This window comes from Rhodoblastus sphagnicola (assembly GCF_002937075.1).
In the GTDB taxonomy this organism is placed as follows: domain Bacteria; phylum Pseudomonadota; class Alphaproteobacteria; order Rhizobiales; family Beijerinckiaceae; genus Rhodoblastus; species Rhodoblastus sphagnicola.
Genome location: NZ_NHSJ01000043.1, coordinates 1 through 15946 on the forward strand (window position 1 = coordinate 1; position 15946 = coordinate 15946).

Sequence of the window (15946 nt, forward strand, 5' to 3'; positions counted from 1 at the left end):
CAGTTGCATTGCCTTAATCGTGGCCTCACTCTCGCCGAAGCCATAAAGACGTTCAAGTCCGATGGCGTCCTGCACCCCGCTGTATAGCCTCAAACGCCGATCCCTGCGGCCCACGGCGGAGGGATACGTTCCAGCGAGGCGCCGTTGCGCGGTTGGGGTCCACGCGACCTCTGTCTGAAAGCGCTCGTCCCCTTCGGCCATTGGAAGACCATGACCTTTCTCGGCGCCTTGCGCTGCGATCGCATGGAGGTGCCGTTCGTCCTTGATGGACCCATCAACGCCGCCGCCTTCGATCGATATGTTGTTGAGGTTCTGGCTCCAACGCTAACCGCGGGCGATATCGTCATCCTCGACAATCTCCGCAACCACAAGAGCAAAGCGGGGCGCGAAGCCATTCGCGCCGCCGGCGTGCGCCTCGTCTTCCTGCCACGCTACAGTCCAGACCTCAACCCGATCGAACAGGTCTTCTCCAAACTCAAACACTTGATGCGCGCCGCCGCAGAGCGAACCGTCGAAACGACCTAGCGGCGCGCCGGAGCCCTTTTGGAAATGTTTAAGCCAGATGAATGCCCAAATTACTTCCAAAACTCAGGTTACGCTTCCGTATAAACGCATCATGCTTGTCTTATGACTTTCCGCGCCGTTGAGGCAAAAGAAGGACCGCTGGGAGAGGGGAACAGCGCTCTCCCAGCGGCCGGGGTCGGATCGGGATAATGCCGACCGTTTTGCGGGTCGAGCTAGAGTTTGATCGCCCTCGTCTTTTCCTTTGGCCTGAACGGATACCCGGGCGAGAGCCCCGGATGACAAGCAGAGGCGCGGAGAAGATGCAGAATGATACCATCGGCGTCGATGTCTCAAAAGACCATCTCGACGCCCACCGGTTGGCCGACGCCGCTAGAGCACGATGCGTTTCCAGGGAAACGCATCGTGCTCTCGGTGGATGAGCGAGGGCGAGCGGATTTTTTTCCGACGAAACGACGCTGCCGACGTTGAAACCCGGTGCTGAGAAGACGAGAACGGCGTGGTTGTAGGCCTATGCATCGGATGATTATCCGTTCGGTGGCGCAGTGCCGCCGATGGTCGCCTACCGCCATGAATGCAGCCGAGCCAGCAACTGCGCGACGCGCCACCTGGGCCATTATCGCGGCATCCTGCAATGCATGGTTACGTTGGATATCACAAGCGCCCCCCCCCCGCAGTCCAACGGCCTCCGCCTGCCCGGATGTTGTCCGCATCTGCGCCGCAGATTCTTCGGCCTCCACGCCAACGGCGGGTCTGCTGGCTCCATCGCGACCGTGACACTTTCTTGAGGATAACCATGTCGAACTGGACTACAACATTGTCGAGGGGGCAATCAGACCCAGGCAATTAAGAGAAAGAACTCACCATTCGCCGGTTCCGCCGCCGGCGGGCAGACGTGGGCCGCAATCTCCACCATGCGTCAGACGTGCAAGATGAACGGCGGCGACCTCTGCGCCTGGATGAAACAGACCGTGGAGCGACTCGCCAACCGATGGTCCAACAGGAGTATTGAGGCGCTCACTCGCTGAAATTTCGATCCGGCGGAGTGAATGGCGCAGGAACAACGCTTACGAAATATCGGAACATATGCCTGCGAAAATAGCGGCCCGGTGGCAGAGAGGGCGCGCCCATCGTCACCGCGTAAAACGGCTAGCACGCCGCCTCTACGAAGGTATCAAAATTAGCGTCGCTCAAGAGTTTGTTCAGCCGATCGTAGAAAGCGTGGTCGGAAGAAAGCGGCATATCCGCCCATGTGGAGGTAAGGTTATTCTGAACCCCGGCGTCCCGCTTCATCGACATCGAAATAATCCAGCACGATTCCCGATTATGTGAGGGAATCAGCCAAGATTGACTTCGTCAACGCGCTGTTAAGAAACTTCGGGACGACGGCCTTGCGCTTTGCTAACGCGTTGTGGTCATCAGGCGAGGCAAAGGACTTGCATTTTCAACGTGCTGATCATGCTCGACACACAAAGGATAGGCGATGTTTCACGTGAAACATCGCCCGTCTGCAACATCTATCATTCTTCAGGTATTCATTGATTCAAAAAAAGCGCTATTTCCCTTCGGCGTTTCCCGAAGTTTACCGAGCAAAAACTCAGCCGCATCCACCGTCCCCATGGGGTTAAGAATTCGACGGAGAACATAAGTTTTTTTAAGCACGTCCGTCGCGACTAGTAGCTCTTCCTTACGGGTTCCAGACCTCGTGATGTCGATTGCAGGGAACACACGCTTGTCAGCAACCTTACGATCTAGAATGATTTCGGAATTGCCTGTTCCTTTGAATTCTTCAAAAATCACTTCATCCATTCTTGACCCAGTCTCAATCAAAGCGGTAGCGATGATCGTCAGAGAACCGCCCTCTTCAATATTCCGCGCGGCTCCAAAAAAACGTTTTGGGCGCTGTAGCGCATTCGCGTCGACGCCGCCCGTCAAAACCTTTCCTGATGAAGGAACGACAGTATTATATGCGCGACCTAAGCGGGTGATGGAATCTAAAAGAATGACAACGTCGCGCCGGTGTTCAACGAGTCGCTTGGCTTTTTCGATCACCATTTCCGCGACTTGAACATGCCGCACAGCTGGTTCATCAAACGTAGATGAAATAACCTCACCTTTAACCGACCGCTGCATATCCGTAACTTCTTCTGGACGTTCGTCGATCAATAAGACTATCAAATAACATTCGGGATGATTGGTTGTGATAGATTGCGCGATATTCTGAAGAATAACAGTTTTTCCCGTTCGCGGCGGCGCGACAATCAAAGCTCTCTGCCCTTTTCCAATCGGGGCGACAATATCGATAATTCTAGCGGATAAATCCTTTCTTGTCGGATCTTCCAGTTCCAGACGCAACCGCTCGTTCGGATAGAGTGGCGTAAGATTGTCAAAATGAACCTTGTGCCGCACTTTTTCAGGATCTTCAAAATTGATAGAATTGACTTTCAGCAGTGCAAAGTAGCGTTCTCCCTCCTTCGGGCTGCGAATCAAGCCTTCGACGGTATCGCCCGTCCTCAGGCCAAAACGCCGAATTTGCGATGGCGAAATATAAATGTCGTCTGGGCCAGCTAGGTAGTTTGCGTCAGATGATCGCAAGAATCCAAAACCGTCCGAAAGAACCTCGACGACGCCTTCTCCAACAATTTCGATCTCGCGCAAGGCTAACTGTTTTAGGATCGCGAACATCAACTCCTGTTTTCGCATGATTGAGGCATTCTCAACCTCGTGTTCTTCGGCAAAAGCAAGAAGTTCAGTTGGTGATTTTGCCTTTAACGAGTGAAGTTTAATCTCGCGCATGCGATCGTCATCTCTATTTCGTGGATTTCAGGAATCGACGCAACTTCTCTGCTGTCCTAACGCTTGATCGGAATTTCAAACGTACCGGGGACGAGGACGAGGTTGCGTCTCCATAAGGCGGGAGCGCTGATATCTATTCGATTTCCCGCAAGGTATCAACCTTGCGGGACAAACGTATCCAAATTTCTTTGATTTGGTGGAGCCAGACGGAATCGAACCGACGACCTCTTCAATGCCATTGAAGCGCTCTCCCAACTGAGCTATGGCCCCTATACTGGCTTGGGGTTAACGCGTGTCACCGCGAAAGCGCCAGTGGCGGGTGTATACCGGCACTGGCCGTCAGCTACAAGCGTTTTTGGCGCATGATCGAAAAAAAAGTCAGATGGACAGCTAACTGAGGCGATCGCAGTCGAAAATTTTGCATAATTAAGAAAACAAGAATCTATTTCGGACTCTTTTTCGTTTTCTATCGGCGATTTTGTAATGTTCAGACTTACACACAAAATATCCACAAGAGACAACACCCGAGGATCCGGCCGGAGATTCTGGGAATCGTCCGCAGGCAAAAAAAACATATAGGTAAATCAGATTCTTAGCTACGCATTGCTCGAAGGCCTCTGGAACTCGACACACAGTCCCGATTGGCCATCCGAAAAGAAACCAACAGGCATTCGGTTGTGAAAAACGAGTCCCGTTTTACCACAGCGGATGAGTGCGTCCGTTTAACAAACAGTTAACCACATGCCAGGACAAATCATGTGGAAAAGTGAAATGCACCCGGGCTTATTGAGATTTCCAAAAGTCAGTTATCGAACTGCGAGGAATCGATTCGGCTGGGAGCATGACTTCGCGCCAGCTTCCTTTCTCCCGCAGACCTCGCCGCCCTTGTCGCGCTCGTGCGAAACAGGTTGGCCGAGCATCCGCTGACGCGGTACTCAAACGCCATACGTTCCGTTCCATCCGAGGCCGCAGCAAGAGACAAAAGCGGCGGGCTCTGGTTGGCTTCGTTCGAACTGGCGGCAAGACGCCGCAACTCGGAAGCGGAAAAGCCGATCCTGATCTTCAGCGTGCCCGCCATGGCGCGAATGCTCCCCGGGCCGATGGAATCTGATCAGATCCAGCTTGAGAATCCCACGCGAGTCAGACGGGAAGGCCGTTGGTGTCAGCGATCGCGCCTCGACAGAACAAGACGCCGTAAATGGAGCACGAATTTCGCGGCGCTGCCTAACCTTGCCCGTCGATCTCATTGAGGGTCTGGACCAGCGCCGCGAGATCGACCGGCTTGGTGAGAAAACCCTGCATGCCCGCAAGGAGGGCGGCTTCCCGGTCATCGTCGAACGCATTCGCGGTCAGGGCGACGATCGACACGGGCTTGCGCATCCGTGACTGTTCGAGCGCGCGGATTCCTCTGGCCGCAGACAAGCCGTCGAGATTGGGCATGCGAATATCCATGAGGATGGCCGCGAAAGGCGGCGCCGTCCCCGCGAAACTTTCTTCGACAAGCCTGACGGCTTCAATCCCGTCGTGGGCGCGCGTGACAATCGCGCCGAGTTTACCAAGCTGGCGTTCGACGAGCAGGGCGTTGACGTCATTGTCTTCGGCGAGCAGGAAGCGTCGGCCCGAGAGGCTGGGTTCCTCACGCTCCACGTCACCGTGCTCTTTTTCTTCATTCTTGCGACTGGTGCAGTAGAAAAGTTTCGCGCCGACCGATTCCAGCCTGACCGGCTTCACCAGCCAGCCGTCGAAATTGTTCAGCATGGCCTCGCCAAACGCGCGACGCTCGAACGGCGAAAACAAGAGCACGCTCTTGCAGCGGGGAAATTTGCGGGACAGGTTGGAGAGTTCGCCAATGGCGCTTTCGCCGAGCGAACAATCGACAATGACAAAATCCGGCGTGTAGTCTCCCGAACTCAGCCTTGCCGCCGCTTGCCCCTGTTCACGCACGACACTTGTGTGGGCGCCCGCATCGGAAAGGCGTCTGGCGAGGTAGTCGCAGCCGAAAGGCGCGTCTCCGACGATCAGGATTTGCCGATCGACCAATCGCGGTTCTATCTCGCGCACCCAAGGCGTTGTCGTACCTTGCAAGGGAATTTCGAAGCAGAACCGCGAACCGCGAGGCCCGGAGTCTTCGAGCCACAGTTTTCCGCCCATATGCTGGACGATGCGGCGCGAAATCGCGAGCCCCAGGCCGGTTCCCTCATGACGCCGGGTCGAAGAGCCGTCAGCCTGTTCAAAATCATGAAAAATGGCTCTTCTTCGCGACTCCGGTATGCCTGGACCGGTGTCGAACACCGAAAAGCGCAACCTGTCTTCGCAACCCGGCGCCGCCTCGACCGCCACGCCGCCCACCTCTGTGAATTTAACGGCATTGCCAACAAGATTGATGAGAACTTGCCTCAACCGGCCGGAATCGCCGATCACCAGACGGGGCAGATCCTTGTCGATAAGGCTGCAAATCTCGATGCCCTTGCCTTGCGCCCGAGGCGACAGCAGTTCCACGGCGCCTTCGATCAGGGCGGGCAGATCGAATTCGCTTTGCTTCAGCTCAAGCTTTCCAGCCTCCAGCCGCGAGAAGTCGAGGATCTCATTGATCAGGGATGAGAGCGCATCGCCCGACGCGCGGATCGCGGCGAGGTAAGAGCGTTGCTCGGCGTTCAACGGCGTCGCCGCCAGCAATTCGGCCAAGCCGAGAATTCCGTTGAGGGGCGTCCTGAATTCGTGGCTGACGGTCGCCAGGAAACGCGATTTGGCTTCGCTCGCGGCTTCGGCCTTGTCGCGGGCCGCAGCCGCCGACTTCAACTCCCAGACTTCATCCTGACTGCTTTCAAGGCGCTGCTCCGCCGAGTGGACGCGAGTTTTGAGGCGCCGGACTTCCCTTGCAAGGAAGGCGGGGAGTACAACGCATGAAATGGCAATGAAGAAAAAGAGCGCGGTCAGGACATCCATGGGCGTTGCAAAGAGCATACCCTGCCACCTGGCTGTCTGCCCTCGCTCAATGTCCTAAACGTTTTTTCTGAAGATTGGCTTACCGAAGCTAGGCCGCCGCCGACGCGCGGTCGACCATCGGGCGATAGGACAAGGCTTCGCCGAGGTGCGCGCGCAAGACATCGGGCGCGCCTTGCAGGTCCGCGATCGTTCTCGCAAGCTTCAACACCCGATGAAACCCGCGCGCGGAAAGACGCAGGCGATCCGACGCGTCGCGTATGAGCTTGCCGCCGGCGTCATCGAGCTTGATGGTCTGCTCGATGATCGACGCGGTCGCCATGGCGTTGCAGGCGACGTGGTCGTAACCGAGCGCTTTATAACGGTATCGCTGGATATCCCGCGCTTGAGCGACGCGCGCGGCGACCTGCTCGGACCCCTCCTCCGCCGGAGGCAAGATCAGATCGGACGCCCGGATCGCTGGCACTTCAAGATGCAGGTCGATGCGATCCAGGAACGGGCCGGACAGCCGGTTCTGATAGAGCGCCGAACAGCGTTGCGGCGATCCCTTCTGGCAGCGATGGCCCGGTTCGTTCGCCAGACCGCAGCGGCAGGGATTCATGGCCGCGATCAATTGGAAACGCGCGGGATAGACACAGCGCCGGTTGGCCCGGGAGATCGCGATCTCGCCGCTTTCCAGAGGCTGCCGCAAGGCGTCCAGCGCCGGAGCCTGGAACTCCGGGAGTTCGTCGAGGAACAGCACGCCATGATGCGCCAGCGAGGCCTCTCCCGGTCTGGCGTGCGTGCCGCCTCCCACCAGCGCCGCCATGGACGCCGAATGATGCGGCGCGCGAAAGGGCCGGCGATCCGTGAGTTGTCCGCCCGCGATATTGCCGGCGACCGAGTGGATCATCGAGACTTCGAGCAGTTCTCCGGGCGTCAGCGGCGGCAGGATCGATGGCAGGCGCGCCGCCAGCATGCTCTTGCCGGCGCCAGGCGGTCCGTTGAAAAGGAGATTGTGGCCGCCGGCGGCGGCGATCTCCAGCGCGCGTTTCGCGCTTTCCTGTCCCTTGATATCGCGAAGATCTGGCTGGGGACCACTCAGCGACTTCACCGCCGGAATCGGCCGCGACAGCACTTGTGACCCATGAAAATGGTTGGCGATCTGGATGAGGTTGCGCGGCGCGAGGATGGATATGTCTTCCGAGGCCCAGGCCGCTTCAGGTCCACATTCGGCGGGGCAGATCAGGCCCAGGCCTCTGGCGCTGGCGGCGACGGCGGCGGGAAGAACGCCTGAAACGGGCGTAATGGCGCCGTCCAGCGCCAACTCGCCCAGTACGGTGAAACCGTCAAGCGCGTCGGAGGGCAAGGCGCCCATGGCCACCATTACGCCCAGGGCGATGGGCAGATCGTAATGGCTGCCCTCCTTGGGCAGGTCTGCCGGCGCGAGATTGACGGTGATTCGCTTGGCGGGCAGCGACAGGCCCGACGCCACCAAAGCGGAGCGGACGCGTTCGCGCGATTCGGCCACCGCCTTGTCGCCCAGGCCGACCACGTTGAACACCACCGTGCCGTTCGAGATCATGACCTGAACATCGACCGGCCGCGCTTCAATGCCTTCAAAAGCAACCGTTGAAACACGAACGACCATGGGACGCCTCCACGAGCCTAAGGTTAACCTTACGCCACATGGTTGTAAATCTGACCTGACCGACGCCCGGCGCGAATCAATCGTGCGCCGCCACGCGTTTGAGATTGAACAGCGCTTCAAGCGCCTGACGTGGCGTCATGTCGTCGGGATCGATTTCGGCCAAAGCGTCCCGCAGCGCGTCCTTGTGTTTCGGCTCCGGCGCCTGAAGCGGCGCCGCGAATAGCGGCAAGTCGGCCACCAGTCTTTCCACGGGGGTGCGGAGGTCGTTCAACTCCAGCTCCGCCAGAATTTTCCGCGCGCGTTCGACCACCGTGGTGGGTAATCCGGCCAGACTCGCCACTTGCACGCCATAGGAGCGATCCGCCGAACCCTGCGCGACTTCATGCAGGAAGACGACGTCGCCGCGCCAGTCGGACACGCGCATGCAGAGATTGACGAGGCGGGACAGCTTTTGGCGCAAATGCGTCAATTCATGAAAATGCGTGGCGAACAGCGCGCGGGCGCGATTGACCTCGTGCAAATGCTCCATCACGGCCCAGGCGATGGACAGGCCGTCATAGGTGGCGGTGCCCCTGCCGATCTCGTCGAGAATGACGAGGGATTTCTCTGTCGCCTGGTTCAAAATCGCGGCGGTCTCAACCATTTCGACCATGAAGGTGGACCGGCCCCGCGCCAGATCGTCCGATGCGCCGACGCGGGAAAACAGGCGGTCGACCACGCCGATATGCGCGGTTTTCGCGGGAACGAACGAGCCAATTTGGGCGAGAATGGCGATCAGGGCGTTCTGGCGCAGAAAGGTCGATTTGCCCGCCATATTGGGGCCGGTGATCACGGCGAGCTTGCCGCCGATGTCCTTGCCTTTTGCGCCCATGATCCCGCTGAGGTCGCAATCATTGGGCACGAAGGGTTCGCCGCGCGCCCGCAGCGCCGCCTCGACCACCGGATGGCGGCCCGCTTCGATCTGGAAGGCGAGGCTGTTGTCAACCCGTGGGCGGCTCCAGCCGGCTTCGCTGGCGGCTTCGGCCAGCGCCGTCAGCACGTCGAGCCCCGCCAAGGCGCTGGCGGTGGCTTCCAACTCGGCGGACTTGTCGAGGGCCTGCGCGACCAGTTCGCCGAAAATGCGGCTCTCGATCGCCAGCGCCTCGTCCGCCGCATTGGTGATGCGGCTTTCGAGTTGCGACAGTTCGGTCGTCGAGAAACGCATGGCGTCCGCCATGGTCTGGCGATGGATGAAATCGGCGTTGAAGGGGGCTTTCAGAAGTTTTTCGCCCTGCGCCTGATTGACCTCGATGAAATAGCCGAGGAAATTGTTGTGCTTGATCTTGAGTTGGCGAGTTTCAGCCTTTTCGCAATAGCGCCCCTGCAAGGCGGCGATGATGCGGCGGCTTTCGTCGCGCAGGGCGCGGGCTTCGTCGAGTTGCTGGTCGAAAGCGGCGCTGATGAAGTTTCCGCCGCGGCGGTCGAGCGGGAGATCGTCCGCAAGCGCGGCGCCGAGCAACTGCGGCAAGGCGGTATCGAGGTCGGCAAGAAATTCCACCGCCTTGGCAAGCAGGAAGGGCGGTTTTTTTTCCGCCAGAACGGCGCCGCACTGTTTCGCGGTGAACATGCCATCGCGCAGCGCCGCGAGATCGCGCGGACCGCCGCGATCGAGGGCAAGACGCCCCAGGGCGCGCGCCATATCTGGCGCCGCGCGCAAAATCTTGCGCAGTTCCGCGCGCAACAGCGGATCATCAACGAAAAACGCTATGGCGTCCTGCCGCAGCGCGATTTTCTCGATGTCGCGCAGCGGCGCGGCGAGCCATTCCGCCAGAGTCCTGGCCCCGGCCGAGGTGACGGTGCGATCCAGCGCCGACAGCAGAGAGCCCTGACGCTGGCCGGATTGGCTGCGCGTCAGTTCGAGATTGACGCGCGTTGCGGCGTCAATCTCCAGGGTGGCGCGGGTCTCGACGCGGCTGGGCCGATTGAGCCGGGGCTTGGCGGCAAACTGGGTTTGCTCGATATAGGCCAGACACAGGCCGGCGGCGTTGATCTCGAGATGGCTCAGCGGACCCAGACCGTCCAGCGTGCCCAAATGATAATAGTCGAGCAGTTTCTTCTCCGCCGCCCGGCCGAAGAAAGCCTTTTCGTTCAGGGGCGTTATCGCGGCGCCGCCGTCTTGCAGGCGGCCGAGCAGGGCGGCGTCCGCCAGGAGCGTTTCGGACGCGACAATCTCCCGAGGCTCAAGCCGCGCGAGCAGCGCCCCAAGCGCGCCGAACTCGGTGACATAAACATCAAAGGCGCCGGTCGAAATATCGACGGCCGCGAGACCGAACAGGGATTTCTCGTCCTGATCCCTTTGTCGAACCAGCGCGACCAGCAGGTTGGCGCGTCCCGGCTCCAGCAAACGCTCCTCGGTCAGGGTTCCCGGCGTGACCAGTCGGATGACGCCGCGCTTGACGACCGATTTGTTGCCCCTCTTGCGCGCCTCGGCGGGATCCTCGGTCTGTTCGCAGACGGCGACGCGATGGCCGGAGGCGATCAGCTTGTGCAAATAATCGTCCGACCGCTCGATCGGCACGCCACACATGGGGATATCCTCGCCGAGGTGTTTGCCGCGCTTGGTCAGGACAATGCCGAGCGTTTGCGAGGCGAGTTTGGCGTCTTCGAAAAACAGCTCGTAGAAATCGCCCATGCGATAGAACAGCAGGCAATCTTGATGGTCGCGCTTGATTTCGAGATATTGCGCCATCATTGGCGTGACGCGGTTTTCCGCGCCGGGAGCCGAAGCTTTGGCGGCCTTGCCGCCGTCAAGGGCCTCGTCGATCACATCCGCGGTTTCGTTCTTGCTCGGCATGGAGTCCCCTCTCGGGGGGAACCTAGCAAAGCGCGGCGGCCCGCACACGCGCGCGCAACCTTTTCCAATGACTTTTTCAGTTTCGCGGCAGGTCGGACCGCGAAAGTCCCGGCCATTGTCCAAACGACTCCTTGTCATTTCGCATCGCGCGGCTAAGGTCGCCCCTCCCCGCAGGCCAACAGAGAACACAGAATGTCCGAAATCAAGCCGAGCCGCGCCAAACGCCCGACCTTTACCGATCAGGAAGCGTTGCAGTTCCATTCCAAGGGGCGTCCCGGCAAATTTCAGATCATGCCCACCAAGCCGATGGCGACCCAGCGCGATCTGGCGCTGGCCTATTCGCCAGGCGTCGCCGTGCCGGTCAAGGCCATCGCCGAAGACCCCTCACGCGCTTACGATTACACCATCAAGGGCAATCTGGTCGCGGTCATCACCAATGGCACCGCCATTCTCGGCCTCGGGAACCTTGGCGCTCTCGCATCAAAACCGGTGATGGAAGGCAAATCCATCCTGTTCAAGCGATTCGCCGACGTCGATTCCATCGATCTTGAAGTCGGAACCGAGGACGTCGAGGAATTCATCAATTCCGTGCGCTTTCTCGGCCCCACCTTCGGGGGGATCAACCTTGAGGACATCAAGGCGCCCGAGTGCTTCATCATCGAAGAGCGGCTCCGCGAATTGATGGATATTCCCGTGTTCCATGACGATCAGCACGGGACGGCGATCATCGCCGCCGCCGGCATGATCAACGCCATTTATCTGACGGGACGCGACATCAAGAAGACCAAGCTGGTCTGCAATGGCGCTGGCGCGGCGGGCATCGCCTGTCTGGATCTCATCAAGGCCATGGGCTTCGCGCCTGAAAATGTCACGCTGTGCGACACGAAAGGCGTTGTCTATCGCGGCCGCGTCGAGGGCATGAACCAGTGGAAATCCGCCCATGCGGTGGCCACCGACAAGCGGACCCTCGCCGAGGCCGTGCAAGGCGCCGACATTTTCTTCGGTCTGTCCGCCAAGGGCGCGCTGACGCAGGACATGGTCAAGACGATGGCGCCCGACCCCATCATCTTCGCCATGGCCAACCCCGATCCCGAAATCACGCCGGAGGACGCGCAGGCCGTTCGGCCCGACGCCATCGTCGCGACCGGGCGCTCGGACTATCCGAATCAGGTCAACAACGTTCTCGGCTTTCCCTATATTTTTCGCGGGGCGCTTGACGTTCGGGCCTCGACCATCAACCTGGAAATGAAGATCGCGGCGGTTCATGCGCTGGCGCAACTCGCCCGCGAAGACGTGCCCGACGATGTCGCGCGCGCCTACCAGGGCGCCCGGCCGCGCTTTGGCCGCGAATATCTCATTCCCGCGCCGTTCGACCCCCGGCTGATTTCGATCGTGCCGTCGGCGGTCGCGCAAGCCGCGATGGAGTCCGGCGTCGCCCGCCATCCGATCGTCGACATGGGCGCCTATCGCGCGCAATTGTCGGCGCGACGCGACCCCGTCGCCGGCGTGATGCAGGGCATCATGGATCGTGTGAAACGCAGCCCCAAGCGCGTGGTGTTCGCGGAAGGCGAGGAGGAGCAGGTCATCCGCGCCGCGATCGCTTTCGTGAATCAGGGGCTCGGCTCGGCCATTCTGGTCGGACGCGTTGAGCGGATCAACGAAGTCGCCGAGCGCATTGGCGTCGAACTCGACGACAAGCTCATCGAAATTCACAATGCCCGCATTTCCCACCGCAACGACGTTTACGCGCAAATGCTTTACGAGCGCTTGCAGCGCAAGGGCTTCCTGTTTCGCGACTGCCAGCGCATCATCAACAACGACCGCAACCACTACGCGGCCTCGATGGTCGCCGCCGGCGACGCCGACGCGATGGTGACCGGCGTGACGCGCAATTTCTCCATCACCCTGGAAGAAGTTTCGCGCGTGATCGATCACAAGCCCGGCCATAGGCTGATTGGCGTGTCGCTGGTCCTGGCGCGCGGTCGGCCGGTCATTCTCGCCGACACCGCCATCACCGAAATGCCCGAAGCGCAGGATCTGGCCGACATCGCCATCGAGGCAGCCGGCTTCGCGCGACGACTCGGCTATGAGCCGCGCGTCGCCATGCTGGCCTTCTCCACCTTCGGTCATCCGCCGGGCGACCGCACCCTGCGTGTGAAGGAAGCCGTGCGCATCCTCGACCAGCGTCACGTCGATTTCGAATATGACGGCGAAATGGCGGCCGATGTGGCGCTGAACAAGGAGATGATGTCGCTCTATCCGTTCTGCCGCCTCACCGATACGGCCAATGTTCTGATCATGCCGGCCTTCCACGCCGCCTCCATCGCCACCAAAATGCTGTTGGAGCTGGGCGGCGCGATGGTGATCGGGCCGATGCTGGTGGGTTTCGACAAATCCGTGCAGATCGTTCAATTGGGCGGCAAGGATTCCGATATCGTCAACATGGCGGCGCTCGCCGCCTTCAACGCGGAAGTCTGAGCCCCAAACTTTGCCGCAAAACTTCGTCGAAAGGTTGCGCCGCGCGGCGGCGCGCCTATAGTCGCGCCAAAATTTCCCGCGAGTCCCAAAATGTCCAAAGCGAAAGAAATCAAGAAGGTCGTTCTCGCCTATTCCGGCGGTCTCGACACGTCCATCATCCTCAAATGGCTCCAGACCACCTATGGCTGCGAAGTCGTGACCTTCACGGCGGATCTCGGCCAGGGCGAAGAACTGGAGCCGGCGCGGAAAAAGGCCGAATTGCTCGGCATCAAACCGGAAAACATCTTCATCGAGGACCTGCGCGAGGAATTCGTGCGCGATTATGTCTTCCCGATGTTTCGCGCCAACGCGCAATATGAGGGTCTTTACCTGCTGGGCACGTCGATCGCCCGTCCGCTGATTTCCAAGCGGCAGATCGAAATCGCGCGAAAAGTCGGCGCCGACGCCGTCTGCCATGGCGCGACCGGAAAGGGCAATGACCAAGTTCGTTTCGAACTGTCCTATTATGCGCTGGAGCCTGATATCACCGTCATCGCGCCCTGGCGCGAGTGGGACATGGCCTCCCGCACCGCCTTGATCGAATTCGCCGAAAAGCACCAAATCCCCATCGCCAAGGACAAGAGGGGCGAATCGCCGTTTTCCACCGACGCCAATCTGTTGCACACGTCGTCGGAAGGAAAGGTGCTGGAAGACCCGGCGCAGGAGACGCCGGATTACGTCTATTCCCGCACTGTGTCCCCGGAAGACGCGCCGGACAAGCCGACCTATATCTGGATCGAGTTCGAGAAGGGCGACGCCGTCGGCATTGATGGCGAGAAGCTGTCGCCGGCGAAATTGCTGACGCGCCTCAACGAACTCGGCCGCGACAATGGCATCGGCCGCCTCGATCTGGTCGAGAATCGCTTCGTCGGCATGAAATCGCGCGGCATGTACGAGACGCCCGGCGGCACGATCCTCTATTTCGCGCATCGCGGCATTGAATCGGTCACGCTCGACCGTGGCGCGGCTCATCTGAAGGATGAGTTGATGCCCAAATATGCCGAGCTGATCTACAACGGCTTCTGGTTCTCGCCCGAGCGGGAGATGCTGCAAGTCCTGATCGACAAGAGCCAGGAGAAGGTCACCGGCCGCGTCCGCGTGAAACTCTACAAGGGCGGCGCCGCCGTGGTCGGCCGCGAGAGTCCCTATTCGCTCTATGACCAGGAACTCGTGACGTTCGAGGAGGGGGCGGTCGCCTATGACCATCGCGACGCCGCTGGCTTCATCAAGCTCAACGCGCTACGATTGAGAACCTTGGCGAAGCGAGACCGGAAGACGTCCTGACTTTCCTCAGCGTCACTGTCTAAAGTTTGCGCCGCGAGCTTTTCGCCTCCGGAAGGACGGAAGATGCGGCGCTTCCTTTCACTGGCGTTTCCAATCGGCGCCTTGTTGATCGCGATCATTGTCGCCGGCCTCTATTTTTACGAGAGGCCGACGGTTTTGCGCGTCGCCGTTGCGAAAGGCGGCGAGTCCCAGAAACTGCTCGCGGCCTTGAATCAGGAGTTCACGCGAGACCATGCCGATGTGCGTTTCCGTCTGACGCCGGTCGCCGATGCGCGCGCGGCGGCGAAGGCGATGGAGGACCGCGGCGTCGATCTCGCCGTGATCAGGTCGGATGCAAATCAGCCGCCGAACGCCGCGACGGCGCTGATCCTGGAACATCAGATTCTGGTCGTCATGGTTCCGTCAGGCTCTAACGTGACCAATATCGCGGACCTGAAGGGCAAGCGCGTGGCCTCCCTCTCTGTGGACCTCGCCAATGAAGGCGCGGGCGCGCTGCTGGACGCGGTCGAGGCGCAATACGCGCTCCCGCCACAAACCCTGCCCCGCAAATGCCTGGAAACGGCCGACCTCGCCGAATCGCTCGCCCGGAAAGAGGTCGACGCCGTGCTCGCCTTCGGACGTTTCGACTCCCCGCAAATGATTCAAGTGGTTCGAACCGTCTCACAAGAGGGCCCCCCATCGTTCCTCGCCATCGGCGACGCGGCCGCCATGGCCAAGAAGAATCCCGGCGTCGAAGCGACGTCGCTTTTGCGCGGCGCCTTCGGCGGCGGACCGTCGATTCCCGCCGAAAATGTCGAGACCATCGGCGTGACATTGCGCCTTGTCGCGGACAATGACCTCGCCAATTCTGTGGTGGGCGATCTGGTGCGCCAGACGCTCGCTCACCGGACGGCCGTGGCCTCCAGGAACCCCGTGGCCAACGCCATGGAAACGCCCGACACGGACAAGGGCGAGGCCTTGCCGACCCATCCGGGCGCGGCCGCCTTCATCGACAATGAGGAAGAGACGTTTTTCGAGCGCTACAGCGATGCGATCTATATTGGCGCGATGGTTGCGAGCGTGTTGGCTTCGCTCGGCGCGACCTTGATCAGTCGCGTCACCGTGAAAGGTTACGAACAGTTCGATCATCTTCTGGAACAATCGCTCGAAATTCTCAAGAGCGCGCGCGAGGCGGAAGATTTGGAGTGTTTGCGCCTGCTTGAACTGCAAATCGACGAAATCCTGACCCGCACGCTCGCGAGCGGACGCATCCCGAAGCTGGACGGGCATCAACTGGCGGGTTTGACCCTGGCCGTGGAGCAGGCCCGACTGGCGATCAAGGATCGTCGCCGAATCGTCATGGACGCGGTCGGCCGCGCGTGAAACCGTTGTTTTGCAATTATCCGGTTTTTCGTTTAGAGCAAGCGCAACTTCCCGTCTCG

Annotated in this window: 9 protein-coding genes, 1 tRNA gene and 1 pseudogene; 5 read left to right on the plus strand and 6 right to left on the minus strand. The window is 60.0% G+C overall.

Annotated elements, in window-relative coordinates:
• Positions 1-123: 123 nt before the first annotated feature.
• Both CCR94_RS06530 and CCR94_RS26565 read left to right on the plus strand, forming a co-directional pair.
• Positions 124-609 (plus strand): annotated as a pseudogene (locus CCR94_RS06530) (IS630 family transposase); the annotation flags it as partial.
• Positions 610-1076: 467 nt separating this feature from the next.
• Positions 1077-1310, plus strand: coding sequence for an IS66 family transposase (locus tag CCR94_RS26565; RefSeq protein WP_146089877.1), 234 nt, complete (start codon positions 1077-1079; stop codon positions 1308-1310).
• Positions 1311-2049: 739 nt separating this feature from the next.
• On the opposite strand, the gene rho is transcribed toward CCR94_RS26565, so the two are convergent.
• From rho to mutS, 6 genes are all read right to left on the minus strand, one after another.
• Positions 2050-3318 (minus strand): transcription termination factor Rho, encoded by a 1269-nt coding sequence (rho, locus tag CCR94_RS06535; RefSeq protein WP_104507082.1) that lies wholly within the window; start codon positions 3316-3318, stop codon positions 2050-2052.
• 194 nt (positions 3319-3512) lie between these two features.
• Positions 3513-3588: transfer RNA gene (locus CCR94_RS06540), tRNA-Ala, on the minus strand.
• Positions 3589-4120: 532 nt separating this feature from the next.
• The gene (locus CCR94_RS24450) at positions 4121-4396 is read right to left on the minus strand and encodes a hypothetical protein (RefSeq protein WP_146089878.1); all 276 of its coding nucleotides are present in this window, start codon (positions 4394-4396) and stop codon (positions 4121-4123) included.
• A 146-nt stretch (positions 4397-4542) separates the two neighbouring features.
• Entirely contained in the window at positions 4543-6117 is a 1575-nt protein-coding gene (locus tag CCR94_RS06545; protein WP_158254650.1) for an ATP-binding protein, read from the minus strand.
• 235 nt (positions 6118-6352) lie between these two features.
• A complete protein-coding gene (locus CCR94_RS06550; protein WP_104507084.1) occupies positions 6353-7891 on the minus strand; it encodes a YifB family Mg chelatase-like AAA ATPase in 1539 nt (512 codons plus the stop codon).
• A gap of 76 nt (positions 7892-7967) precedes the next feature.
• Positions 7968-10724 carry a DNA mismatch repair protein MutS gene (gene mutS / locus CCR94_RS06555; protein WP_425332317.1) on the minus strand — a complete coding sequence of 919 codons (2757 nt, stop codon included), beginning with the start codon at positions 10722-10724 and terminating at the stop codon, positions 7968-7970.
• A gap of 192 nt (positions 10725-10916) precedes the next feature.
• Here mutS and CCR94_RS06560 point away from each other — a divergent pair, with 192 nt between their 5' ends.
• The 3 genes from CCR94_RS06560 (at position 10917) to CCR94_RS06570 (ending at position 15887) form a co-directional block, all read left to right on the plus strand.
• Complete coding sequence (locus tag CCR94_RS06560) at positions 10917-13202, plus strand: NADP-dependent malic enzyme (RefSeq protein ID WP_104507085.1); 2286 nt, start codon at positions 10917-10919, stop codon at positions 13200-13202.
• 90 nt (positions 13203-13292) lie between these two features.
• Complete coding sequence (locus tag CCR94_RS06565) at positions 13293-14525, plus strand: argininosuccinate synthase (RefSeq protein WP_104507086.1); 1233 nt, start codon at positions 13293-13295, stop codon at positions 14523-14525.
• A gap of 63 nt (positions 14526-14588) precedes the next feature.
• Entirely contained in the window at positions 14589-15887 is a 1299-nt protein-coding gene (locus tag CCR94_RS06570) for a TAXI family TRAP transporter solute-binding subunit (RefSeq protein WP_104507087.1), read from the plus strand.
• The last annotated feature ends 59 nt before the right edge of the window (positions 15888-15946 follow it).

Coding starts and splice junctions, on each gene's coding strand:
- CCR94_RS06570 (WP_104507087.1), top strand. CDS start 14,589: ATGCGGCGCTTCCTTTCACTGGCGTTTCCAATCGGCGCCTTGTTGATC.
- rho (WP_104507082.1), bottom strand. CDS start 3,318: ATGCGCGAGATTAAACTTCACTCGTTAAAGGCAAAATCACCAACTGAA.
- CCR94_RS26565 (WP_146089877.1), top strand. CDS start 1,077: ATGGTCGCCTACCGCCATGAATGCAGCCGAGCCAGCAACTGCGCGACG.
- CCR94_RS06565 (WP_104507086.1), top strand. CDS start 13,293: ATGTCCAAAGCGAAAGAAATCAAGAAGGTCGTTCTCGCCTATTCCGGC.
- CCR94_RS24450 (WP_146089878.1), bottom strand. CDS start 4,396: ATGGCGGGCACGCTGAAGATCAGGATCGGCTTTTCCGCTTCCGAGTTG.
- mutS (WP_425332317.1), bottom strand. CDS start 10,724: ATGCCGAGCAAGAACGAAACCGCGGATGTGATCGACGAGGCCCTTGAC.
- CCR94_RS06560 (WP_104507085.1), top strand. CDS start 10,917: ATGTCCGAAATCAAGCCGAGCCGCGCCAAACGCCCGACCTTTACCGAT.
- CCR94_RS06550 (WP_104507084.1), bottom strand. CDS start 7,891: ATGGTCGTTCGTGTTTCAACGGTTGCTTTTGAAGGCATTGAAGCGCGG.